We start from the raw sequence: 19,607 nt of genomic DNA on the forward strand, positions 1-19,607 counted from the left end.
GACGATGAAATCGAATCAAACGCAAGCGTACCGGATGGAACGCCTCGAAAAGTTAGTGGGACCGCTGAGATTCGAACTCAAGTCCGACGGACCCCATCCGCCGAGGATACCAAGCTACCCCACGGTCCCGCACTTGGGAGAACGCGAGTGCCGGCATTAAGGCCTTCGTTTCGGCGGCGGCTTAGACGAGGACGCGTTCGAGCGAGACGACCTCGCCCGTCTCGGCGTCGGGATCACCGACGAGTCGGCCGAGGCAGACGACCGCACCGTTGGGGGTGTAGCAGGCGACGAGCGCGCCGTCGTCAGCGTCGTCGGCCTCGATGACGCCCGGTGCGAACACGGGCGCGCCGTCGGCGACGGTTTTGGCGGCGGACGGGGCGATCGTCACCGACGGGAGATGGGTGAGTGCCGCCTCGGCGGGCGCGAGGACGCGACGGAGCCATGTCTCGTCGTCGCGCTCGCGCCACTCGGCGAGGCCGTCCGCGAGGTCGTGGAGCGTGGCGAGGTCGGCATCGTCGAATGGCCCCGTCGCGGTCCGGCGGAGGTCGCCCATGTGCGCACCAGTCCCGAGCGCGAGCCCGAGGTCGTGACAGAGCTTCCTGACGTATGTCCCGCTTTCACACCGGATGCGGACGAGGACCTGCCGGCGGTCGTCGCTCACCTCCAAGCGATCGAGGGCGTGCACTTCACGGACGCGGAGGCGGCGTACGACCGCGCTCTTTCGCGGGGGTTTCTGGTAGAGCGGCCCTTCGAACTCGGCGAGGACGGTGTCGAGGTCCGTCGGTGCGCGAGCGTGGAGTTCGAGGACGGCGACGTACTCCTTTGGACCCTCGAGAAGCGCGGGCGCGAGGCGCGTGGCTGTCCCCGTCAGGACGGGGAGACAGCCGGTGACCTTCGGGTCGAGCGTACCGGCGTGGGCGGCCTTCCCGACGCCGACCATATCGCGGATCCACGCGGAGACTTGGTGGGCGGAGGGTCCCGGCGGTTTATCGAGGTTCACCACGCCGAACTCGCGGAGGGCATCGACGTCGCGCTCCTCAGGGGTCTCGCGAAGCATCTAAAACTCGTAGCGGACGTCGTCGATCGGCGTCGGCCCCTCGTCCTGGGAGGGGACGTACGAATCAACGGCGTAGAGGACGATATCAGTCACTTCATCCGGGCCCCAGCGCGCCGTGTTCACTGAGAGGTCGTAGATCGTGAGGTCGTCGAAATCGATGTCGTAGTACTGCGCGTAACGCGCGTTTTCGGAGGCCTCGCGTTTCTCTGTCTCCTTGCGGGCCGCGGCGGGCGTCTTGCCTTCGCGTTCGGCGATCCGTCGACACCGCGTCCCGAGTGGTGCGTCGAGCCAGATCTTGATATCGGCGTACTCGCCCGCCATCCACCCCGCGAGGCGGGATTCGAGGACGACGTCGTCGCGCTCGCGCGCCGTCTCGCGCAGCTGTTTGTCGAGTTCCTTGTCGATCTGGGGGTCCTCCTCGGCGAGCTCGTTAAACTCCTCCAAGGTCAACCCGCGCTCGTCGGCGAGCCCGCGGAAGATGTCGCCGCCGGAGATATGCTCGTAGTCGAGGTGGTCGGCGAGCGTGGACGCCACCGTGGACTTCCCGCTGCCCGGCGGCCCGGAGATCGTGACCAACATAGTCGCCCTCGGCACGCGCGGAGTAAGGAGTTTACGAAGCGCTCCGTTAGGTCGGCGTCGTCTGGATACCCAACCCCTTGCGGACGATCTGGCTGAACCCCATCGAACAGAGGAAGTACCAGACGATCCACGCGGGGATGAACCCGCCGATGGTGTCCTTGAGATGGGTGTGCCCGATCAGCGGGAGGATGAGTTCGACACCCTGGTCGATCTGCCCGAGCTTCCAGTACATCCAGAGGAAGACCGGGATGGTGAGGAGCATGATCCAGACCATCGGGCGGAACTGCATCTTGAACATCCCGAGTTGATCACCCATCGCCTCCATCTGCTCTTTCTGGATGCGATCGAGAGCCTCCTCGTCGCCGCGCTCTTTGGCGGCCTTCTGGCGCTCCTGGATGTCCTGCATCCGCTCTTGATAGACGGACATCTTATCGAAGTCCATCAGGTTCGCCTGGATGATCGACGTCCAAAATCCCGTACAGACGGCGAGCACCATCACGACGACGAAGAACGGGAGCAGCGCGTTTAGCGGCCCGAGGAGGAGGTCGATGGCGGGACCAACCGTTCCTCGGATCGGATGATAGTAGTAGCCAGTCATCATGACGAGCGAGAGCACGCCGGCAAGCTTGTCGTACGTCGTCCACGAGCTCTCCTCGTCGTCCGGGAGTTCGACGTCACTCCCGCCCTCGTAGGCGGCCTCGTTGTCGCCAGTGAGCCCGTCGCGGACGGCGTCGGGGTCGTCGAGCCGGAAGCCGTCGCCGGCCTCCGTGAGGACGCCCTTTTCGATGAGACGGCCCCACTGGCCGCTCGTTAACGACTCGTTGACGTCGCGCCATTCGACGGTCTCGTCCTCGTGGTCGAGGAGGGACGTGATGGCATCGCGCATCTCGGGGTCCTCGGCAACGAGGTCCCGTACCTTCTCCGCGGTCCGTGCCATACTACGTACCTCCAGCAGGGGCGTTCATCAATTTTTACTCCGCGCGCTCATCGACTGCGGCCTTCACGTCCGCCCAGACCTCATCGGGCGTCTGCTCGCCGTCAATCTCGACGAACGCGTCTGTGTCACGGTAATGCTCGATGACGTCCTCAGTGTTCTCCCGGTAGGTCTCGAGACGCTCACGCACCGTCTCCTCGGTGTCGTCGTCTCGTTGGACGAGTTCAGAACCACACTCATCGCAGACCCCCTCCGTCTCGGGCGGGTTGAACTCGACGTGGTAGCTCGCGCCACACTCCGGGCAGACGCGCCGGCCAGTAAGGCGATCAACGAGTTCCTCCTCGGACACGTCGAGGTAGAGCACGACGTCGAGGTCCGTCGTGTCCGCAAGGAACTCGACCTGGCTCTCGTTACGCGGATAGCCATCGAGGACGAACCCGTCCGCGTCCTCGAGCGCCGCCGCAACGATTTCGTTGACGAGTGGGTCGGGTACGAGGTCGCCCGCGTCCATGTACTCAGCGGGTGTTCCGTACTCGGTCTCCATGTGCTTGTTCGCGCGCAGCGCGTCGCCCGTCGTGACGTGCTCGATGTCGTAGGCCTCACAGAGGCGCTTCGACTGCGTGCCCTTTCCAGCACCGGGCGCGCCGAGGATCAGAATGCGCGGGTCGCTCATGATACGTCGTTCATTCTCCCGGGATAAATGTCTGCGGAAACGCGTTCAGTCGGACGGGCGTGAACGGAGCGCTATATCCCCGACTACGGGTGTGAAAGAATGACCGAAAAAAGGGAAATCGGTTACTCGTTGCCGAACATCTGGCGCATCATCGGGTGCATCTCCATGAGCTGCTCTTCAGCGATCTCCTCGTACAGTTTGTACGTGATGGAGATCGTCAGCAGCAGCCCCGTCCCGGAGACACCACCGATGGTACCCATCATGTTCGCGAGGACGGCGAGGAGGCCGACGAGCGCACCACCGATCACGGTGACCTGCGGGATGTAGCGCTCCATGACCTTCTCTATGACCCCGACGTTCTGCCGGAAACCGGGGATCTGCATCCCCGAGTTCTGGATCTGTTTCGCCGTTGCCTCCGGGCCCATGTCCGCCGTCTCGACCCAGAAGATGGCGAAGATACCACCGCCGATGACCATGAAGGTCAGGTCGATGGCGACCCGGAGCAACACCTGCCATGGCTCCGCACCGCCCACTCCGGCGACCCACCACATCCAATCGGAGGGGTTGTGGATGGGCGCGAGGTAGTAGAACAGGCCACCGGCGACCTGTAAACCGGCCTGCTCCGAGACGGTGTAGATGCCGAGCCAATTGGGCATCCCGGCTTCGCCGAGCCAACCGCGAAGGATCCGACCGAGGAACTGGATGTTCGCCTGCAGGGCGCGCACCAGGATCATCGGTAGGACGCTCGCGTAGATGAGCTTCACGGGGAAGCGACCGCGGGCACCCTTTACCCGGGCGTGGCTGAGCGGGATCTCGACGCGGACGGACTCCGCGTACACGACAATCCCGTAAATGAGCAGGGTCGTGATGATCGGGAGGAGCCCGACGGTCGAGTTGAACAGCAGTGTGCTCGCGGTGACGTTCTGGATGTTCCCGAGCAGGACGTTAATCCAGTAGGGGAAAACACCCATGCTACCGCTGCCGCCGCCCCAATAGAGCAGTCCGCCGACGAGGCTCTGCGAGACCCCAGCCACGATGAAGAGGCCGATCCCGGAGCCGACGCCCCACTTGGAGATAACCTCGTCCATATAGAGGATGAGGACGCCACCGACGGCGATCTGAGCGAACATGAGCCACTTCACGCCGAAGGTGCCAATCCCGAGCGCGGCGGCGAGCGCGGTGTCTGCCGGGAGGAAGCCACCGAGGAACACCATCGGAAGACCCGTCAGACAGATCATGACGAGCACCAGCAGCTTCTGGAGGCCCTGATAGATCGCCTGATCGCGCGGGTCGTCGGTGTCCAGCCCGAGCAGGTTCGCCCCACCGAGCAGTTGGAGGACGATACTCGCCGTGACGATGGGACCGATACCCAACTGGAGTACCGTCCCCTGACCGCCGGCGAGCAGGCTACGGAACTGTCCGAACAGGTCGGACGCCCCGCCGCCGAGCCCCCAGAGCGAGACGTTCGTCAGGAAGAAATACGTCACCAGGATGAACGCCGTCCACGCCATCTTGCGCTTGAAGGGGACGTGGCCCTCCGGGCGAGAGACGGTCGGCATCCGGGTGAGGTACGGCTCGGCGACTTCCTTCCAGCCCATCTATTAGTCCTCGCTCTCTTCGGTTTCGTCGTCGCTCGCGAGCTCCTCACCGCGCTCGGTGAGAACTGCCTCGCCGCCCTCGGCCTCGATGAGGTCGGCAGCGGCATCGCTGAACGCGTCGGCGACGACTTCGAGCTGGTTGTAAACCTGCCCGGAGCCGAGGACCTTCACGGCGTCAACCTCGTGACCGTCCTCGACGATGTCGCGGACGTCCACGCGATAGCCGTTCTCGGTCTCCTCGACGAGGTCGTCGGCGACGAGGAGCGCGATGTCCTCGTCGATCTCTCGGACCGTGATCTCGGCGACATCGAGCTTCGACTTCTCGGGACGCTTGAAACCGCTCTTCCCGATCGGTTCGTAGTTGTGGAACTCGTGCTTGTCGCGACCGGCGCGACCGCGACCGCCACGGTGACCGGCACCGCGTCGATTCTTGTGCGAACCGCCACCGTGCGTGCGCGTGCCGCGCTGACGTCGTTTCTTGCTCGTCATTGTTATCGCATCCTCTCGAGGAGTTCGTCGACTTCCTCGGTCGACTGCTTACCGAGCTGTCCGCCCTCCGACTGGGGCTGCTTGATGCCCTGGTGGCCGCCGCGCGGCGGGTGGAGTCGGACAGCCGGGGAGAGCCCCGCCTCGCGCAGCGTCGTCTCCTCGTTGTAGAGCGCACGCGCGAGGTCGTCGACGTCGTCGTAGTCGGTGTTCTCGGCGACCCACTCGTCGTCGACGTCCGCGTCGCCCTCAAGGGGATCCGCACGGTTCGCGACGAGCGCCGTCACTGTCTCCAGAGACGGTTCGCCGTACGCGACGTAGTCGTTGACCTTTGCGATCATCCCCGAGTACGCATCGGTTTCGGGGACGAAAGTCGCGTGATTGACGCGGTGGAGGTTCAGCATCGAGAGGGTGTCGCCAACCGTCTCGCGCATGTCGACCTCGCCGCGGAGTTGGATAACCGCCTGCATTATTCGATCACCTCGCGCTTCTCGCGAGTGCGCTCGGGGATGCGGGCCTCCGCCGTGTTCTGGAGGGCGTTGAACGTCGCCTTCGCGAAGTTCACCGTCGTCCGCGTTTTCCCGGCGGACTTCGTCCAGACGTCCTCGATACCGGCGAGCTCGAGGACGTGGCGGACCGTCTCACCGCCCGCGAGACCGAGGCCGCGCGGGGCGGGGATCAGATCGACCTCGACGCTCCCGGCCTTGCCGGTCGTCTTGAGCGCGACCGTGTGCGGACGCCCACAGCCACATTCCCACGACCCACAGCCGCGGGAGACGTCGATGATGTTCATTTTCGCGACCTCGATGGCCTTCTGGATGGCACCGCCGACCTGGTCGTCGCGACCCTCGGCGTAGCCGACGAAGCCGTCGCGGTTCCCGACCGCAACGACACACCGGAACTTCACCCGGCGGCCGGAGTCAGTCATCCGCTGGACCATGTTGATGTCCAGTACCTCGTCGTCGAGCCCCGGAAGGAGGTTGTCGACGACTTCGGGCTCCTTCAGCGGGAGCCCGGTGTTCAGCGCCGCCGACATCGACTCGATCTCGCCGTCCTGAACCAGGCGGCCGAGTCGGGTCTGGGGCTGCCAACTGTCGTTGTAGCTCATTAGTTAGTCCTCCTGAATGGATTCGAGCACGTCATCGAAATGCTCGGGGAGTTCTGTGGCGTCGAACGCACCGCTGTAAAGCGGCTCGTCGAGCTGTGCTGCGTAGTCCGCGATGTGCTGGCCGCGCGTGCGCTGCCAGTCGGCGAAGACGTCCTCGTTGTGCGGGACGTCGAGGCCGGCGTCGATCGCGCCCTCCTGGATGGCGAACACCTTCGACCCGGGGGTCGCGGTGTTCAGACCGATGTCCAGGACGGCCTCGTCGAGACCCGCCTCGCGGGCACGAACGCCCGCGAGGTAGCCGGTCAGGTACGCCGACGGGAGGTTCCCGGTCGGTGCGTCCCAGCCGTACTCCTCGAGGTCTGTCGCCTGTGCGCTCACGAGCGTCTCGTCGCCGTTGGGGCCGGTCGCGATCAGCTGCGCCGTGACGTTGTTGTTGCTCTTTCGAGCGACAAGCCGGGGCTTGCCCGACTTGAGGAGGCGCAACCTCTGGTGGTAATCCGTCCGGACCTCGCGGCGCCGGCGCATCGGGACCTTGTATCGTGGGCCGCTAGCCATTATTGCTCACCGTAGTGTTCCGCGATGTAGTTGTGCATTCGGCTCACGCTGTCGAACTCGCCACCCTTCGCCATGTTGTAGATCTCACGGTATTGGGCGGGTGTGAGCTCGCCGTCGTCGCGAAGCTCACGGAGCTCGCGGCGCTGTGCGCGGATGCTGCTCTTCCACTCGTCCTTCGAGTCTTGGCGGGCCCCCGCCTTGCCGCGGCGCGTGCCCGGGCCCTTCCGGTGACCGTACGCACGCTTCGCATCGCGTTTGCGTGCGCGACCACGGGAGTTGCCCTGCTTAGTCTCGGCTCGGATCGTCCCATCGTCGACGAGCTCACGGATGTCTTCACGCGTGATGGCGTCCGCGATCTCGCCCTGTTCGTCCGGGTCGAACCAGACTCGGTTCTTTCCGACGTCGAGGACGTCGGCAGCCAATCGTTTCTGTGCGCTCAGATCACTCATTGTCGACCTCCACTTCGATGTAGGTCGGGTTGAGGACGCGGATGCCCGCGTCCTCGGCCTGCTCCTCGATGGTCTCGCGCTTGCGCGCACCGACCTTCGAGGCGATGCGGACGGCCTCGGTGTCCGGGTCGACGCCGTCGAGGTCGTCCGCGTTGTGGACACGGATCTCCTCGAAACCGCTCGGGTGCTTACCGCGCACCGCTGTCGGCGTACGGAAGCCGGCTTCGACCTTCTGGCCCTTCCCCTTGATGCCGCGGCGCTGCTTCGAGAGCTGGCCGCGGGGTCTGCGCCACGAGGTGGGCGTCCGCTTCTTCTTGTGGTAGTCCTGTCGGTTGAACTGCGGTTTGCCTTCGCGACGGCGCTTCTGGAGGAGGCGTTCCTCCTCGTCGTCGAGCGCCGGCGTCTTGTCGGCGTGGCCGCGCGGGCGGAGTTCCGTCTCCGCCTCCGACTCTTCCTCGGCCGCCTCGGCCTCGGACGATTCCTCCTCAACTTCGGTCTCGGTCTCCTCTGAGACTTCGAGACCACCGACGTCGGCCTTGATACGGGCCGCGAGCGCGTTCCCGACGCCGTCGACGTCGGCGAGGTCGTCCTGGCTCGCTGCCTTCACGTCCTCGACCGTCTCGTAGCCGGCCTCGCGCAGCGCTTCGGCCTTGCTCGCGCCGACGCCGCTGATGTCTTCCAGTTCCTGTGGTTCGTCTGCCATCTATCAGGCACCTCCTTTCGTCGGTTTCTCGACGATGTAGACGCCGTCCTGGAACACGCGGGTGTCCTTGTCGGTGACACGGGTAAGCTGCTCGATGTCGGCGGCGGTCTGCCCGACGGACTCCTTATCGGAGCCGGAGAGGGTCAGCTCTTCGCCGTCGACCTGCACGTTCGTGTCGCCGCGGATCTGCGCGCGCCGTGGCGCTTTCTCGCCGAGGAAGTTCTCGATGACCACTTCGTCATCCTCCACGGTGACCTGCATCGGGAAGTGAGAGTAGTGGACCTGCATCCGGTACTCCCATCCATCGGTCACGCCGTGGAACATGTTCGTTACATGGCTCTCGAACGTCCCGACCGTCGCGTTCGTCTTCGCGTCTTCCGATTCTGCCTCGATGACGACCGCGCCGCCATCGACGGAGACGCGCACGTCCGGGTACCAGAGCCGTCGCGTGACGGAGCCGTTAGGCCCCTCAACGGTCAGCTCCAGGTGGTCGACTTCGGCGTCGACGTCGTCGGGGATCTCGAGTTCTGTTCGCGTCATTGTTAGTAGACGTAAGCGATGACCTGGCCACCGATGCCCGCCTCGCGGGCCTCGTAGTGGCTCATGATGCCGTGGCTGGTCGTCACGATGAGCGTCCCGTAGTCACGAGCCGGGAGATAGCGCTTCTCCCACTGCTCGAACTCGTCGGCACCCACGGAGTACCGCGGGTTAACCGGGCCGCACTCGTTGATGGCACCCTTCAGTTCGACCTCGAACAGGCCACCTTTGCCGTCGTCGACGAACTCGAAGCCGTCGATGTACCCGCGGTCGTAGAAGACCTCGAGGACGGACCCGATGGTGTTGGAGGCGGTCGATATCGTGTGGCTGAGGTGTCCGACGCTCTCGGCGTTGTCGAGACCGGAGAGGGCGTCGGAGAGTGGGTCTTTCCCTGTCATTGTTAGCTGTACTTCTTGAAGCCCATCGAACGGGCGATCTCTCGGAAGCACTGTCGACACAGCCAGACGTCGTACTTACCGACGAGACCCTGATTACGGCCGCATCGGCGGCACTCGTGGGTCTGGCCCGTCTCCTCGTGCTCGTGTGCTGCTTCGCTCATTGCGTGACCTCCACGTCGAAGTTCGCCTCGAGGTAGGCGATCGCGTCCTCAGTGTCGAGGCGGTGGTTCTCGGGGATCGGCTGGCTCCGCTTGTCCCGCTTCGAGACGCGGTAGCCGGGGCGGACGAGGTTGACCGTCACGTCCAGCCCGAAGATGCCGATGTTCGGGTCGTACTCCTGGCTTGGGAACTCCGTGTGCTCCTCGACGCCGAAGGAGACGTTACCCGTGTCGTCGAACTGCGCACGGTTCAAGGAAACGGCGTCGAGCGCGCGCGTGAGGAAGTCCGTGGCGTCGTCGCCGCGGAGCGTGACCTTCGCGCCGATCGGGTCGCCCTGCCGGATCCCGAACTCGGGCTCCGTGCGCTTTGCGGTCGTGCGCACGGACTCCTGGCCGGTGATCTCCTCGAGGATCTCCTCTGCGTTCTGGAGTTCGCGGCCACCCTGACCGACGCCCATGTGGACGACGACCTTCTCGACGGTGGGCTCGCGCATCTCGTGGAGTTCGGCTTCGCTCATTCGTCGTCACCCTCCGGTTCGGACTCCGCAGCGACCTCGTCGTCGACGAACTGCTCGTCGATAACGAAGACGTACTCTTCAACGGTCTCGAAGGAGCCCTCGCTGGTCTCGACTTCGACCGTGTTACTCGAACTACCGGGAGAGACGGTGATCTCGGTGATCTCGCCGACCTCGCCGGCGTGCTGGCCGGAGACGGCCGTGACGAGCGCGCCTTCCTCGTACGGGAAGTGCGCGAGCACGTCGTCGTTGTCGAGGTCGACGACGATGCTGTCGTTACCGCTGTACTCGTCCTCCGCGACGACCAGGTTGTGGCCGTTGTGGAGGTTGAGCTGGACGTCGCCGCCCGAGACCAGCGTCTTGTTCGTGACCTTCGCGAGCTTCCCGTCCGCGTCGGCGGCCGGGATCTCGGTCAGGGCCAGACGTCCCCCCTCGTCGGGGAAGACGCGGAAGTATTCGTCTCGCTCCGGGAAGCCCAGGATGTCGAACATCCCGACGGGCTGGGTCACGTCACCGACGGAATCGCCGTTGACGAGGACGCCGTCGTGGTGTGCAGCGTACTTCGCTTCCTTCGTGGTGTCGACGTAGCCCAGGACGTCCCGGACGACGACGACGAGCGGGACGCCGGCTTCGCCGTGCGGGCCCGCGCCTGCCTTCGCCGTGAACGTGGCCGTCTTCCGCTCGACGGGCCACGACTTCGGTACGGAGAGTCGTTTCTGGTGGTTGCTCATTCGTTGTCACCCTCCAGTCGGGTTTGGCGCACGTCGTCGGAGAGATCGAGGTCGGTGACGCGGAGGTTCGAGGCGTCGAGTGCCCGTGGGACCTCCTCGCCGTCCGCGGCCTCGACAGTCACGCCGTCGACGTAGACGGCGGCGTCCTTCAGGTCGATGTCGGTGACCTCACCTTCGTCGCCGGCGAAGTCGCCGCGCATGACCTCGGCCGTGTCGCCCGCGTTGATGCGGACGTACCGCTGGTCGTACTCCTCGCGGAGGTCCTCCGCGAGGTGCGCGCGGACCTGCTTCTGGCGCTCGTGGAGCGCCGCGTTCTCCGTGCGGGTGCGCTGTTTGCGTGGTTGCTCACTCATGTTATACGATCATCGTCGCGGTGCTCGCGATGCTGCCATACCGCTCCGCGACCTCCCGCGTGATGGGACCCTTGATCTCGGTCCCGCGAGGCTCGCCGAGGTCATCAATGATGACCGCGGCGTTGTCCTCGAACTTCACGCGCGTGCCGTCGGGGCGCCGGATCGGCTTACGCTGGCGGACCACGACGGCTTCCAGCACCTGTCGGCGCATCTCGGGCGTCCCTTTGGTCACCGAGACGGTGATCTTGTCCCCGATCCCCGCTTTGGGGTGTCGGTTGACCGTCCCCTGATAGCCGGAGACGGACGTGATCTTGAGCTCGCGCGCGCCGGTGTTGTCGGCGCATGTGATGAGGGATCCCTTCTCCAGTCCGGGCGTGACGTCAGCCTTGATAGCTTCCATCAGTTCTCACCCTCCGTGAGCTCGACGACCACATGGGATTTGGTCTTCGAGAGCGGTCGTGTCTCTGCGATGCGTACCGTGTCGCCTTCAGTGATATCGAAGCACTCCGGCGCGTGTGCCGGAACCCGAGAACGACGCTTCATGTAGCGGTCGTACTTCGGGACGAATACGTCGTATTCACGTTCGACGACGACGGTCTTGTCCATTGCCGTAGAAGCGACTTCGCCTTCGATGACCTGTCCGCGAACGGACAGACTGCCGTGGAATGGGCAGTCATCGTCGGCACAGTCGCCTTCGGGCGCGTCTACGTTCAGTCCTATCGCCATTGTGATTCGACTCCGTTTTCGGAGCGTAATGCGGGCCGTGAGAGCAGTATATCGCCATCCACCGTAACGTAGGCCGCGTCCTCGCCCGTCGCACCGCCGTGCGGATCGGGTTTGGAGGCGGTCCCGGCCCCCTTGCGGTCGCCTCGGCACGTCGCCGACGCGGCGTCGGGGTTGCCCCCGACGTGGGCCGCGGCTTCATCTATCAGTCGGAACTCGAGCCTTCTTCCCCCTTTCGGAACACGCTTGGTACCCGAGACAACCTCTATCACGAGGGTGTTGGTCGTCTCAGAGACGACCGTTCCCGCGATTCCGACCTGTGAGGGATCGGGCGAGTCGACAACCCGTACCGGGAGGCCGACGAGTTCGTGTCGCGGGAGTGTCTCGGGCGTGAGCGCCATTATTCCTCGAGGTCGCCTTCTTCGCGCTGGATCGTCTTGATCCGTGCGACCGTCCGGCGCAGCTCGCCGATGCGGCCGGGGTTCTCCGGCGCGCCGCCGGCTGCCTTCACGGCCTTCTCGTTGAGCAGTTCGGTTTCGATCTCGTCGAGTTCGGCCTCACGCTCTGCGGGCGTCATGTCGCGGATCTCTTGGGTGCGGAGAATCGCCATCAGTCCTCACCCTCCTCTTCGGACTCTTCTGCTTCTTCCATCTCTTCGAGGAGCGCATCGGCCTCTTCCTCGACGTCGGCCTCGACCTCGTCGAACTCTTCGGGCTCGACTTCCTCCTCGAGTTCGTCGAGGGCTTCCTCGACGGGCTCCTCGGAGTCGGGCGGCGAGGTGGAGCTCGCGCCCTCCTCGGCGTGCCGGTCGGGACGTGCGCCCGCTTCGAGATCTTCTTCGAGGATCTCCTCCTCGGCGGCGTCGTCGTCGGCCTCGGTAAGTGCGTCCTCGCCAGGCGCTTCGCCCTCGGGACCGCCGGCCTCGACGTCCTCGGGGGCCTCGCCCTCGAGGAGTTCTTCGACGCCTTCGCCCTCGAGTTCCTCTTCGTCGACGATGAGGTCCTCGATGTCGGCGTCCTCGTCGATCTCGAAGTCGTCGGGCAGCTCCGCACCCGGCGGGATGATCTTGACGTCCACGCCGATCGTGCCGAGCTTCATCACGGCGACGCCCTGCCCGTGGTCCACGATGGACTCGGCGGGTTCGCCGTTGTGCTTGATGTAGCCGCGGTTGAACTTCTCGACGCGGCCGCGGTTGCCGGTGACTTTCCCGCTGAGGACGATCTCGGCACCGAGCGCGCCGGCGTCCATGATGCGATCAATAGTCGTGTGACCGGCCTTGCGGAAGTACCACCCTCGTTCGAGGGCGTTCGCGAGGCGATCCGCGACGATCTGTGCGTTCAGGTCGGGCTCATCGACTTCCTGGACGTCGATCTGCGGGTCGTCCAGGTCGAAGCGCTCTTCGAGTTGCGTCGTGATCTTCCGGATGTTCTTCCCGCCCTTCCCGATGACCATCCCGGGCTTCTCGGCCTTGAGGACGATCTGGGTTCCCATCGGCGTGTGGGCGACGTCCATGCCGCCGTAGCCGGCGCGGGCGAGTTCCTCTTGGAAGAACTCGTCGATCTGGGAGCGCTGGAGCCCCTCCTCGATGAATTCGAGTTCGTCTGCCATGTTATTCTGCCTCCTCGATGATGAGTTCGACGTCCACCTGCGGGGTGTTCCATGCGGTCGCACGGCCCATCGCGCGAGGCTTGCGGCCCTGCGTCTCGCCGACCTTGTGGGCGGCGACGTGCGTGATGACCATCTCAGCGGGCTCGAAGCCCTGCTGTTCGGCGTTGTTCGAGACGTTCGTCAGGAGCTTCTGGAAGTCCTTCGTCGCCTTCTCCGGGTAACGGCCGGCGTCCCACCCTTCGATGTCGGAGCGGTGGCCGACGCCCGTGTTGTGTTGTTTGAACGGCACCGACTTGTCCTCGTTCAGCACCGCGGTGAGGTACTCCTCGGCGTCCGCGACCGTCTCGCCCTTGAGCTGGCGAGCGATGGCCTTGCTGTGCTTCAGGCTGATCGGCCGCTCGCGGAGCATCCCCTTCGCGGTGGTCTCCGGGTCGGCGTCGACGCTATAGCTGATTCCCATATTATTTGAGCGGCACGAACTTCGAGGAGCGGGTCGCGCCGATACCCGCCTGCCCGTGTTCGACCGAGCTACGCGTCAGCTCGAACTCGCCGAGGTAGTGCCCGATCATCTCGGGCTGGACCTCAACGCGCCCGAACTCCTGACCGTCGTAGACCGCGAAGGTCAGCCCGACAAACTCGGGGAGGACGGGCATGTCGCGCAGGTGCGTGCGGATCGGGTTGTTCGCCGTCTCCTCGGCGTCGCGCGAGCGTGCCTTCTCCAGGACCTTCTCGTGCTCCTCGGAGAGGCCACGGGTGATGGTTCGCCGCTGTCGCGCGGGGAGCAGTTCCGCGACGTCCTCCAGGTCCATATCCTGGAGTTCGTCAAGGTCGTGGCCGCGATAGGTGAACTCACCCTCGCGGCCGGTGCGGTATTCCGTACTCATGTGTTAGTTCCCTCCACGGCCGGTGCGTCGGGAGCCGATGTCCCCGACCTTCCGTCCGGGCGGCGCGTTCTTCGAGACGCTCTTCGGGCGACCGGGGTGCTGTCGGCCACCGCCACCGAACGGGTGGTCGACAGCGTTCATCGCCACACCACGGACGCGCGGCCACTTCGTCCCGCGGGCCTTCATCTTGTGGTGCTTGTTTCCAGCCTTTACGAACGGCTTCTCCGTTCGGCCACCACCGGCGACGACGCCGACGGTTGCACGGCAGTCCGGCGAGAGGCGCTTGACCTCACCGCTCGGCAGCTGGAGGACGGCCGCGTCACGCTCGTGCGTGACGAGGTCCGCGTTGACGCCGGAGGCGCGCGCGAACTTACCGCCGTCGCCGGGCTGGCGCTCGACGTTGCTCACGGGGACCCCTTCGGGGATCTCTGCGAGCGGGAGCGTGTTACCGGGCTCGACGGACGCCGAGATACCGACCTCGAGCGTATCGCCGACACCGACGCCCTCCGCGGCGAGCACGAGGCGCTGATCGCCGTCGTCGAACTCGACGCGTGCGACGGGGGCGCTCCGTGCGGGGTCGTGCTCGATGTCGATGACCTCGCCGGAGAGCACGTCGCCCTCGGGGTTCTTGTGTGACAGTTCCGCCTTGTATCGGTGCGACGGCGCGCGGAACGTACTCGAACCGCGGCCACGTCGCTGACCCTGAATCCTGCGTCCCATTGTTAGAACACCCCGATCCGGGAGGCGACATCCTGCGCGTCGTCCTCCTCGGAGAGCTTGACGATGGCTTTCTTCGTGCCATCCGTCGTCACCTGCGTGTTGACGGACTCGACGGTGACGTCGTACTGCGAGGAGACTTCCTCGCTGACGTCCGTCTTCGTCGCGTCCACGTCGACGATGAACTGGAGCTTGTTGCCGAAGTCCATGTCGTCCATCGCCTTCTCCGTGACGAGCGGGTACTCGATGATCCCGCTCATCGCTCGGCCACCTCCGAGAGCGCGCTCTCGGTCCAGACGGTGAGCCGGCCGGCGTGTGCGCCGGGCGCAAGATCCTCCGCGTTCACTTCGGCGGCGGTCGCGACGTCGACGCCCGCGAGGTTGCGGGCTGCCTTCGACGGACCGGTCTCGCTCGACGTGACGAAGAGGACGGAGCTGGGCTCGCGGTACTTGCGACCGCGGAGCTTACCCTGCCCGGCACGGACAGTCTTGCCGTCGTCCGCGCGCTCGATGTCGTCGTGCGCCCCGACGGCCTCGAGGAAGGAGGCGACCTCCTGGGTCTTCACGAGGTCCTCGAAGTCGTCCGAGACGACGAGCGGGAGTTCGAGATCGTCGTCGAACTCGTGGCCGCGCTCGGCGACGAGGTCGCCATCGGTCGTCGCCGCGATGGCGGACCGAGTGGCGAGCTTGCGCTCCTTCTTGTTGACCGTCTTACCTTGGTCTTTCTCTGCTTTCGGCGGGTGCGCCTTCCGGCCGCCCACGGTCTGCGGAACGCGTGCGCCACGCCCGTTCGTCTGCGGGACGTGGGCCATACCGCGTCCGCTGCCCATGGATTCGGCGGGGGTGCGCAGACCCGCGTACTCGTCAGCGCCGTACTGCTGTTTTCGATTGGCCTGTGCGGCGAGGACCGTCCGACGGATGAGGTCGGGACGGTACGCCGTCTCGAAGACCTCCGGGAGGTCGACGGAGCCGGCGTCGTCGCCATCGAGGCCACGAACTGTTACCTGCATGATTTAGCCCTGGTTCGACGCGGTACTCACGTAGCGCACCTCGGGATCGAGGCGCGGCGATTCGTTCGGGCGGATGGCCGGTCGGAAGCGCAGGAGGCGCTTCTCGGGACCGGGCAGCGAGCCCTTGATGAGGGCGTAGGAGCCGGCGATGTCCCCGTAGTTGGGGAAGCCGCCCGCAGCGTCGACCGCCTCGTCGTCGCCGTCGCCGAAGTCGACGAGGCGCTTGTTGAGCTCGGTACGCTGGTGGTAGCCGGTCTGGCCCTGTTGGGGAACCGTCGAGCGAACGCGCGACGGGTTCCACGGACCGAGGTTGCCGATACGGCGAACCCAGCCCTGGCGCTTGTGCTTGCCCTTGCGCTTCTGGACGCCCCAGCGCTTGACGGGGCCCTGGGTGCCCTTCCCCTTGGTGACGCCGGAGGCGTCGAGGAACTCGCCGGCGCGGAAAACGTCGCCGAACTCGTGCTCGCCGCCCTCGCTGAGGAGGTCGAGTGCGAAGTCGGCGCGCTCGTCGATCGAGCCGCCGCCGACGCGCGTCTCCATGACGTCGGGCTTCTTCTTCGGGACGCCGGAGAGGCCCGCGGGGACAGTGTGGGTAACGACCCGAAGGTCGTCGACCGCACCGTTCTCCACGAGCTCCTCGATGGCGCCGTAGTCGCCGCGCGCGTCCTCGGACGGGGCGTCGAGGGTCCGGTCGAGGTCCGCGTCGAGGTCCTCGGCCCAGACTTCCGTGATCGGCTTCTTGCCGTACGGCGTGTCCTCGTACGCCCGCACCGCGGCGGCGCGCATTGCTGGTGTTTCAACGACGGTGACGGGGACGGTCGTCTCCATGCCCTCGGTGGGGGAGTTGGACGCATCGTCCACCATCACGACGTGACTCATGCCTGCCTTGTACCCGGCGAATCCCTGGAGTCCGGGCTGGCCGTCATCGTCGGGCCAGCTGTTGAAGCGCGGGACTTCGCTTGCCGCGCGCTTACGGGGACCGAACCCCAGAGAGCCTTTGCGTGGTCGGTTTGGTTGTGGCATCGTATCACTCGGTGAGCGTCAGGCATGCGAGGGAGGCGAACATCGCTTCTTCAGTTCGTACGACCTCGCTACCTTGGTCGGGGATGGTGTTGAGCCAGGTGTCGAACCCCCCGGGTGCGCGGGTGGACTGGGTGAGGTCAAACTCCCTGATCGCGTCGGCGGTGAGGCCGAGCATGGGCGGTAGCCCGCGTTCGGGCGAGCCGAACGCCACGGTCAGTCCGTCCTCGTGGACGCGGTGGGTGAGGTCGCCCACGGTCGCGGTGCCGACTGGCACCCCGAAGCGTGACGTGGCGACCCGGAACCCTGCGTCCGGACGGTCGAGTTCGTCCCCGATGGGCCGGGTGAAGACCTGGAAGCCCGCTGGGGCTCCCTCGACGATCTTCGCCCGAACCGGTCGTCGCGAAGATACCCTGATGGTCACGCGCTCCCCCTCCAAGACCTCCATATCGTCGGGGAGGTGGAGGGAGATCGGGTGTTGCATACCGCAATTGACCCGAACGCGCCCTTCAGATCCGACCTGGGTCACGATCCCTTCTCGATGCGACCCCGAACCGCTCGATTCGGAGCCGGTCCATGACGAGAGGCGGAGCGGCGGCAGGACACCGGCGTACTCCAGTTCGTCGCGGGTGTCGAAGGCCTCCTTTCGGAGGTACGGTGGCGTTGCGGCGTACCGCAACACCGTTTCGACGAACCCGACGCCCCAGCGGCGTTCACCATCGGGGTCCGGAAAGACCACGAGGCGGTCCGCCCGGAAGACCGCGGCCGCGCGGGCCACATAACCGAGCTTGCGAGTCGCCTCGCGTTTGTCCTCGGCTTCCCGGCAGACGGACGACGGCACGAGTACGCTGCGTGTCATGCCTGTTCGCGTCCACGTCTCGTCACGAGACTGTAGCCGTACTACCGACGGGGCGCTAAAAAGGGTGTCGTTACGCGTACGGCCCCGTGGCGTCGTCTCACGACCAGAGACGTGTGCGAGGGCGAAACACGGCCCGGCCGAAACGGACGACGGCGCGAGGGCGCTTCGAAAGTCTTTTTTATACCTGGGCCGTTGGATGAATTGGAGACGCGCACTGATAGTGTAGTGGTATCACGTGACCTTGCCATGGTCACAACCTGGGTTCAAATCCCAGTCAGTGCATCACCACCGTCTTTTTACTTCGTCGGGTGCGCCTCCGGCGCACCGCTCCTCGCAAAAACACGGGAGAAAAAGGGCCGAGCGACTGCGTCGCTCGGTAGCTTCGCGCGGGTCCGACCGCGCGACTTCGTCCTCGCGCACGCGTGAGACTAAAGGTATAGGCGGTCGTTCTCCCGGTCATGACAGTTATCGGGTTTCTCAGCGTCGCACCGGTTCGTGAAGGGAGCATGGCGGCGGACGTGGCGAAGGCCGTCGACGCGCTCGACGATTTCGGCGTCTCCTACGAGACGAACCCGATGGGGACGACTATTGAGGCCGACGACATCGGGACGCTCCTTGACGCGGTCGAAGCGGCCCACGAGGCGGTCCCGGGCGATCGGGTGAGCACGTTCCTGAAAATCGACGATAAGCGGACGTCGGCGACGTCGGCCGCCGAGAAGGTTGCGGGGGTTGAGCGGGAGTTGGGGCGGCCCGCCGAGCGACAGCGAGACTAAGAGCCTCACCTGGTGTCGCTACGAAGAACGAGCGGAGGAAAAGCGATTCGCGCCATCGTTCGCGCGAACGAGCGGTCCGATAGGACCCGGTAGTGAGCGCGGTTCACCGCGAGCCTCCGGCTCGCGGCCTTTTTCAGCCGTGTTTTTGCGCCGAGCGGTTCGCGCTCTGCGCGAACCCGAGTTGGAAAAAGATGGGACTACAAACGTTTTACCGCGGGACGGCCGAATCCGGAGGTATGGAGAGTATCAACCGGATGGCGGTCGAGTTGGCCGACGAGGCGGTGGAGTTCGCGGGCGAACTCGAGATCGGCGCGTTCGATCTGGAGAACGGCGCGACGGTACTGGACTTCGGTGTCGAGCACACCGGCGGGATCGAGGCGGGACTCCTCCTGGCGGAGATCCAGACGGCTGGGTTGGCGACGGTGCAGACGGGAGTGGCGGAGATCGCGGACGCCCCGTTCACGCACGTCGAGCTCGCGTGTGACCGACCGGATCTCGCATTGCTCTGCTCGCAGAAGGCGGGGTGGGAACTCTCCGTCGACGGGTTCGAGGCGCTAGGGTCGGGCCCGGCGCGCGCGCTCGTCGCCGAGGAGGCGGAGTTCCGCGAACTCGGCTACACGGACGCGTTCGACCTCTCCGTGTTGACGCTCGAATCGGACGTGCTCCCGACCGAGGACGCCGCACAGGTGATCGCGGAGCGCGCCGAGGTGAACACGGACGGTCTCTACCTCCCGGCGTACGCCGCGGCCTCGACGGCAGGAAGCGTCTCCGCGGCGGCGCGCGCGGCTGAGATGGCGACGTTCCGCCTCTTCGAGGCGGGCTACGACCCGCAGGACATCCAGTCGGTGAACGGCCGCGCACCGGTCGCGCCGGTCGCGGGCGACGAAGAGACGGCGATCGCCCGACAGATGGACGCGCTCGCGTACGGTGGGCAGGTCTACCTGACGGTCGAGACGGACGACACGGAGGCGTTCGAGGCAGTTCCGTCGACGGCGAGCGAGGAACACGGTCGACCGCTTGGCGATGTCTTCGACGACGTCGAGTGGGACTTCGCGGAGGTGGCCGCGGGTGTCTTCGGCCCGGCGCAGGTGACGGTGAACGTCGTGGGCGGCCCGACGTACGCGCTTGGCGGTACGGACGATGCGGTGCTCGCCTCGAGCTTCGGGGTGTAGAGGACGGA

31 protein-coding genes and 2 tRNA genes are annotated in these 19,607 nt (G+C 65.6%); 3 read left to right on the forward strand and 30 right to left on the reverse strand.

What is annotated here, in order from left to right; genetic code table 11:
- Nucleotides 1-56: 56 nt before the first annotated feature.
- The 30 genes from ABDZ36_RS13150 to ABDZ36_RS13295 form a co-directional block, all read right to left on the reverse strand.
- A tRNA-Pro gene (locus tag ABDZ36_RS13150) sits at nucleotides 57-129 on the reverse strand.
- 52 nt (nucleotides 130-181) lie between these two features.
- A complete protein-coding gene (locus tag ABDZ36_RS13155; RefSeq protein WP_211312639.1) occupies nucleotides 182-1,057 on the reverse strand; it encodes an RNA-guided pseudouridylation complex pseudouridine synthase subunit Cbf5 in 876 nt (291 codons plus the stop codon).
- Complete coding sequence (gene cmk, locus ABDZ36_RS13160) at nucleotides 1,058-1,636, reverse strand: (d)CMP kinase (protein WP_211312641.1); 579 nt, start codon at nucleotides 1,634-1,636, stop codon at nucleotides 1,058-1,060.
- Between the two features lie 46 nt (nucleotides 1,637-1,682).
- Complete coding sequence (locus ABDZ36_RS13165) at nucleotides 1,683-2,573, reverse strand: DUF106 domain-containing protein (protein ID WP_211312643.1); 891 nt, start codon at nucleotides 2,571-2,573, stop codon at nucleotides 1,683-1,685.
- Between the two features lie 34 nt (nucleotides 2,574-2,607).
- Nucleotides 2,608-3,243 carry an adenylate kinase gene (locus ABDZ36_RS13170; protein ID WP_211312644.1) on the reverse strand — a complete coding sequence of 212 codons (636 nt, stop codon included), beginning with the start codon at nucleotides 3,241-3,243 and terminating at the stop codon, nucleotides 2,608-2,610.
- A 122-nt stretch (nucleotides 3,244-3,365) separates the two neighbouring features.
- The gene (gene secY, locus ABDZ36_RS13175) at nucleotides 3,366-4,841 is read right to left on the reverse strand and encodes a preprotein translocase subunit SecY (protein WP_211312646.1); all 1,476 of its coding nucleotides are present in this window, start codon (nucleotides 4,839-4,841) and stop codon (nucleotides 3,366-3,368) included.
- 3 nt (nucleotides 4,842-4,844) lie between these two features.
- The gene (locus ABDZ36_RS13180) at nucleotides 4,845-5,330 is read right to left on the reverse strand and encodes an uL15m family ribosomal protein (protein ID WP_211312654.1); all 486 of its coding nucleotides are present in this window, start codon (nucleotides 5,328-5,330) and stop codon (nucleotides 4,845-4,847) included.
- 2 nt (nucleotides 5,331-5,332) lie between these two features.
- The gene (rpmD, locus tag ABDZ36_RS13185; RefSeq protein WP_211312656.1) at nucleotides 5,333-5,797 is read right to left on the reverse strand and encodes a 50S ribosomal protein L30; all 465 of its coding nucleotides are present in this window, start codon (nucleotides 5,795-5,797) and stop codon (nucleotides 5,333-5,335) included.
- Complete coding sequence (locus ABDZ36_RS13190) at nucleotides 5,797-6,435, reverse strand: 30S ribosomal protein S5 (RefSeq protein ID WP_211312658.1); 639 nt, start codon at nucleotides 6,433-6,435, stop codon at nucleotides 5,797-5,799. The genes rpmD and ABDZ36_RS13190 overlap by 1 nt, the downstream gene beginning before the upstream one ends.
- 3 nt (nucleotides 6,436-6,438) lie before the next feature.
- On the reverse strand, nucleotides 6,439-6,990 hold the full coding sequence (locus ABDZ36_RS13195; protein ID WP_211312659.1) for a 50S ribosomal protein L18: 552 nt from the start codon (nucleotides 6,988-6,990) through the stop codon (nucleotides 6,439-6,441).
- Nucleotides 6,990-7,439 (reverse strand): 50S ribosomal protein L19e, encoded by a 450-nt coding sequence (locus tag ABDZ36_RS13200; RefSeq protein WP_211312660.1) that lies wholly within the window; start codon nucleotides 7,437-7,439, stop codon nucleotides 6,990-6,992. The genes ABDZ36_RS13195 and ABDZ36_RS13200 overlap by 1 nt, the downstream gene beginning before the upstream one ends.
- The gene (locus tag ABDZ36_RS13205) at nucleotides 7,432-8,142 is read right to left on the reverse strand and encodes a 50S ribosomal protein L32e (protein WP_211312661.1); all 711 of its coding nucleotides are present in this window, start codon (nucleotides 8,140-8,142) and stop codon (nucleotides 7,432-7,434) included. The genes ABDZ36_RS13200 and ABDZ36_RS13205 overlap by 8 nt, the downstream gene beginning before the upstream one ends.
- Nucleotides 8,143-8,145: 3 nt before the next feature.
- Entirely contained in the window at nucleotides 8,146-8,682 is a 537-nt protein-coding gene (locus tag ABDZ36_RS13210; RefSeq protein WP_211312663.1) for a 50S ribosomal protein L6, read from the reverse strand.
- A gap of 2 nt (nucleotides 8,683-8,684) precedes the next feature.
- Nucleotides 8,685-9,077 (reverse strand): 30S ribosomal protein S8, encoded by a 393-nt coding sequence (locus ABDZ36_RS13215; RefSeq protein WP_211312665.1) that lies wholly within the window; start codon nucleotides 9,075-9,077, stop codon nucleotides 8,685-8,687.
- 2 nt (nucleotides 9,078-9,079) lie between these two features.
- Complete coding sequence (locus ABDZ36_RS13220; protein WP_020220819.1) at nucleotides 9,080-9,238, reverse strand: 30S ribosomal protein S14; 159 nt, start codon at nucleotides 9,236-9,238, stop codon at nucleotides 9,080-9,082.
- Entirely contained in the window at nucleotides 9,235-9,753 is a 519-nt protein-coding gene (locus ABDZ36_RS13225; protein WP_211312667.1) for a 50S ribosomal protein L5, read from the reverse strand. The genes ABDZ36_RS13220 and ABDZ36_RS13225 overlap by 4 nt, the downstream gene beginning before the upstream one ends.
- Entirely contained in the window at nucleotides 9,750-10,481 is a 732-nt protein-coding gene (locus ABDZ36_RS13230) for a 30S ribosomal protein S4e (RefSeq protein ID WP_211312668.1), read from the reverse strand. Before ABDZ36_RS13230 ends, ABDZ36_RS13225 begins: the two co-directional genes overlap by 4 nt.
- Nucleotides 10,478-10,834, reverse strand: coding sequence for a 50S ribosomal protein L24 (gene rplX / locus ABDZ36_RS13235; RefSeq protein WP_211312670.1), 357 nt, complete (start codon nucleotides 10,832-10,834; stop codon nucleotides 10,478-10,480). Before rplX ends, ABDZ36_RS13230 begins: the two co-directional genes overlap by 4 nt.
- 1 nt (nucleotide 10,835) lies before the next feature.
- Nucleotides 10,836-11,234, reverse strand: a complete 399-nt coding sequence (locus ABDZ36_RS13240) for a 50S ribosomal protein L14 (protein ID WP_211312672.1) — start codon at nucleotides 11,232-11,234, stop codon at nucleotides 10,836-10,838.
- A complete protein-coding gene (locus tag ABDZ36_RS13245; RefSeq protein WP_188876820.1) occupies nucleotides 11,234-11,560 on the reverse strand; it encodes a 30S ribosomal protein S17 in 327 nt (108 codons plus the stop codon). Before ABDZ36_RS13245 ends, ABDZ36_RS13240 begins: the two co-directional genes overlap by 1 nt.
- Nucleotides 11,551-11,958, reverse strand: a complete 408-nt coding sequence (locus ABDZ36_RS13250) for a ribonuclease P protein component 1 (protein ID WP_425545318.1) — start codon at nucleotides 11,956-11,958, stop codon at nucleotides 11,551-11,553. The genes ABDZ36_RS13245 and ABDZ36_RS13250 overlap by 10 nt, the downstream gene beginning before the upstream one ends.
- Entirely contained in the window at nucleotides 11,958-12,167 is a 210-nt protein-coding gene (gene rpmC / locus ABDZ36_RS13255) for a 50S ribosomal protein L29 (protein ID WP_211312673.1), read from the reverse strand. Before rpmC ends, ABDZ36_RS13250 begins: the two co-directional genes overlap by 1 nt.
- On the reverse strand, nucleotides 12,167-13,165 hold the full coding sequence (locus ABDZ36_RS13260; protein WP_211312674.1) for a 30S ribosomal protein S3: 999 nt from the start codon (nucleotides 13,163-13,165) through the stop codon (nucleotides 12,167-12,169). The genes rpmC and ABDZ36_RS13260 overlap by 1 nt, the downstream gene beginning before the upstream one ends.
- A 1-nt stretch (nucleotide 13,166) precedes the next feature.
- Nucleotides 13,167-13,625 (reverse strand): 50S ribosomal protein L22, encoded by a 459-nt coding sequence (locus ABDZ36_RS13265; RefSeq protein ID WP_211312675.1) that lies wholly within the window; start codon nucleotides 13,623-13,625, stop codon nucleotides 13,167-13,169.
- Between the two features lies 1 nt (nucleotide 13,626).
- Nucleotides 13,627-14,049 (reverse strand): 30S ribosomal protein S19, encoded by a 423-nt coding sequence (locus tag ABDZ36_RS13270; protein ID WP_211312676.1) that lies wholly within the window; start codon nucleotides 14,047-14,049, stop codon nucleotides 13,627-13,629.
- 3 nt (nucleotides 14,050-14,052) lie between these two features.
- On the reverse strand, nucleotides 14,053-14,769 hold the full coding sequence (locus ABDZ36_RS13275) for a 50S ribosomal protein L2 (RefSeq protein WP_211312677.1): 717 nt from the start codon (nucleotides 14,767-14,769) through the stop codon (nucleotides 14,053-14,055).
- A gap of 2 nt (nucleotides 14,770-14,771) precedes the next feature.
- Nucleotides 14,772-15,026, reverse strand: a complete 255-nt coding sequence (locus ABDZ36_RS13280) for a 50S ribosomal protein L23 (RefSeq protein WP_211312678.1) — start codon at nucleotides 15,024-15,026, stop codon at nucleotides 14,772-14,774.
- A complete protein-coding gene (rpl4p, locus tag ABDZ36_RS13285) occupies nucleotides 15,023-15,775 on the reverse strand; it encodes a 50S ribosomal protein L4 (RefSeq protein ID WP_211312679.1) in 753 nt (250 codons plus the stop codon). Before rpl4p ends, ABDZ36_RS13280 begins: the two co-directional genes overlap by 4 nt.
- A gap of 3 nt (nucleotides 15,776-15,778) precedes the next feature.
- Entirely contained in the window at nucleotides 15,779-16,798 is a 1,020-nt protein-coding gene (locus tag ABDZ36_RS13290) for a 50S ribosomal protein L3 (protein WP_211312680.1), read from the reverse strand.
- A 4-nt stretch (nucleotides 16,799-16,802) separates the two neighbouring features.
- A complete protein-coding gene (locus tag ABDZ36_RS13295) occupies nucleotides 16,803-17,654 on the reverse strand; it encodes a putative RNA uridine N3 methyltransferase (protein WP_211312681.1) in 852 nt (283 codons plus the stop codon).
- Between the two features lie 211 nt (nucleotides 17,655-17,865).
- Here ABDZ36_RS13295 and ABDZ36_RS13300 point away from each other — a divergent pair.
- The 3 genes from ABDZ36_RS13300 to mch all read left to right on the forward strand — a co-directional run bounded on the left by ABDZ36_RS13300 (nucleotide 17,866) and on the right by mch (nucleotide 19,599).
- A tRNA-Gly gene (locus ABDZ36_RS13300) sits at nucleotides 17,866-17,936 on the forward strand.
- A gap of 176 nt (nucleotides 17,937-18,112) precedes the next feature.
- The gene (locus ABDZ36_RS13305) at nucleotides 18,113-18,427 is read left to right on the forward strand and encodes a thiamine-binding protein (protein WP_211312682.1); all 315 of its coding nucleotides are present in this window, start codon (nucleotides 18,113-18,115) and stop codon (nucleotides 18,425-18,427) included.
- A 236-nt stretch (nucleotides 18,428-18,663) separates the two neighbouring features.
- Entirely contained in the window at nucleotides 18,664-19,599 is a 936-nt protein-coding gene (gene mch, locus ABDZ36_RS13310) for a methenyltetrahydromethanopterin cyclohydrolase (protein ID WP_211312683.1), read from the forward strand.
- Nucleotides 19,600-19,607: the final 8 nt, after the last annotated feature.

It is taken from the genome of Halarchaeum salinum (genome assembly GCF_039520965.1).
GTDB lineage: Archaea > Halobacteriota > Halobacteria > Halobacteriales > Halobacteriaceae > Halarchaeum > Halarchaeum salinum.

Bases quoted from the DNA above. Each gene is read 5' to 3' on its own strand.
- ABDZ36_RS13295 (WP_211312681.1), bottom strand. From the start codon at position 17,654: ATGACACGCAGCGTACTCGTGCCGTCGTCCGTCTGCCGGGAAGCCGAG.
- ABDZ36_RS13180 (WP_211312654.1), bottom strand. From the start codon at position 5,330: ATGACGAGCAAGAAACGACGTCAGCGCGGCACGCGCACGCACGGTGGC.
- ABDZ36_RS13275 (WP_211312677.1), bottom strand. From the start codon at position 14,769: ATGGGACGCAGGATTCAGGGTCAGCGACGTGGCCGCGGTTCGAGTACG.
- ABDZ36_RS13250 (WP_425545318.1), bottom strand. From the start codon at position 11,958: ATGGCGCTCACGCCCGAGACACTCCCGCGACACGAACTCGTCGGCCTC.
- ABDZ36_RS13220 (WP_020220819.1), bottom strand. From the start codon at position 9,238: ATGAGCGAAGCAGCACACGAGCACGAGGAGACGGGCCAGACCCACGAG.
- cmk (WP_211312641.1), bottom strand. From the start codon at position 1,636: ATGTTGGTCACGATCTCCGGGCCGCCGGGCAGCGGGAAGTCCACGGTG.
- mch (WP_211312683.1), top strand. From the start codon at position 18,664: ATGGAGAGTATCAACCGGATGGCGGTCGAGTTGGCCGACGAGGCGGTG.
- ABDZ36_RS13200 (WP_211312660.1), bottom strand. From the start codon at position 7,439: ATGAGTGATCTGAGCGCACAGAAACGATTGGCTGCCGACGTCCTCGAC.
- rpl4p (WP_211312679.1), bottom strand. From the start codon at position 15,775: ATGCAGGTAACAGTTCGTGGCCTCGATGGCGACGACGCCGGCTCCGTC.
- ABDZ36_RS13305 (WP_211312682.1), top strand. From the start codon at position 18,113: ATGACAGTTATCGGGTTTCTCAGCGTCGCACCGGTTCGTGAAGGGAGC.
- ABDZ36_RS13210 (WP_211312663.1), bottom strand. From the start codon at position 8,682: ATGACGCGAACAGAACTCGAGATCCCCGACGACGTCGACGCCGAAGTC.
- ABDZ36_RS13270 (WP_211312676.1), bottom strand. From the start codon at position 14,049: ATGAGTACGGAATACCGCACCGGCCGCGAGGGTGAGTTCACCTATCGC.
- ABDZ36_RS13165 (WP_211312643.1), bottom strand. From the start codon at position 2,573: ATGGCACGGACCGCGGAGAAGGTACGGGACCTCGTTGCCGAGGACCCC.
- ABDZ36_RS13280 (WP_211312678.1), bottom strand. From the start codon at position 15,026: ATGAGCGGGATCATCGAGTACCCGCTCGTCACGGAGAAGGCGATGGAC.
- ABDZ36_RS13215 (WP_211312665.1), bottom strand. From the start codon at position 9,077: ATGACAGGGAAAGACCCACTCTCCGACGCCCTCTCCGGTCTCGACAAC.
- rpmC (WP_211312673.1), bottom strand. From the start codon at position 12,167: ATGGCGATTCTCCGCACCCAAGAGATCCGCGACATGACGCCCGCAGAG.
- ABDZ36_RS13205 (WP_211312661.1), bottom strand. From the start codon at position 8,142: ATGGCAGACGAACCACAGGAACTGGAAGACATCAGCGGCGTCGGCGCG.
- rpmD (WP_211312656.1), bottom strand. From the start codon at position 5,797: ATGCAGGCGGTTATCCAACTCCGCGGCGAGGTCGACATGCGCGAGACG.
- ABDZ36_RS13225 (WP_211312667.1), bottom strand. From the start codon at position 9,753: ATGAGCGAAGCCGAACTCCACGAGATGCGCGAGCCCACCGTCGAGAAG.
- secY (WP_211312646.1), bottom strand. From the start codon at position 4,841: ATGGGCTGGAAGGAAGTCGCCGAGCCGTACCTCACCCGGATGCCGACC.
- ABDZ36_RS13260 (WP_211312674.1), bottom strand. From the start codon at position 13,165: ATGGCAGACGAACTCGAATTCATCGAGGAGGGGCTCCAGCGCTCCCAG.
- ABDZ36_RS13190 (WP_211312658.1), bottom strand. From the start codon at position 6,435: ATGAGCTACAACGACAGTTGGCAGCCCCAGACCCGACTCGGCCGCCTG.
- ABDZ36_RS13240 (WP_211312672.1), bottom strand. From the start codon at position 11,234: ATGGAAGCTATCAAGGCTGACGTCACGCCCGGACTGGAGAAGGGATCC.
- ABDZ36_RS13195 (WP_211312659.1), bottom strand. From the start codon at position 6,990: ATGGCTAGCGGCCCACGATACAAGGTCCCGATGCGCCGGCGCCGCGAG.
- ABDZ36_RS13230 (WP_211312668.1), bottom strand. From the start codon at position 10,481: ATGAGCAACCACCAGAAACGACTCTCCGTACCGAAGTCGTGGCCCGTC.
- ABDZ36_RS13290 (WP_211312680.1), bottom strand. From the start codon at position 16,798: ATGCCACAACCAAACCGACCACGCAAAGGCTCTCTGGGGTTCGGTCCC.
- ABDZ36_RS13245 (WP_188876820.1), bottom strand. From the start codon at position 11,560: ATGGCGATAGGACTGAACGTAGACGCGCCCGAAGGCGACTGTGCCGAC.
- ABDZ36_RS13170 (WP_211312644.1), bottom strand. From the start codon at position 3,243: ATGAGCGACCCGCGCATTCTGATCCTCGGCGCGCCCGGTGCTGGAAAG.
- ABDZ36_RS13265 (WP_211312675.1), bottom strand. From the start codon at position 13,625: ATGGGAATCAGCTATAGCGTCGACGCCGACCCGGAGACCACCGCGAAG.
- ABDZ36_RS13155 (WP_211312639.1), bottom strand. From the start codon at position 1,057: ATGCTTCGCGAGACCCCTGAGGAGCGCGACGTCGATGCCCTCCGCGAG.
- rplX (WP_211312670.1), bottom strand. From the start codon at position 10,834: ATGAGTGAGCAACCACGCAAACAGCGCACCCGCACGGAGAACGCGGCG.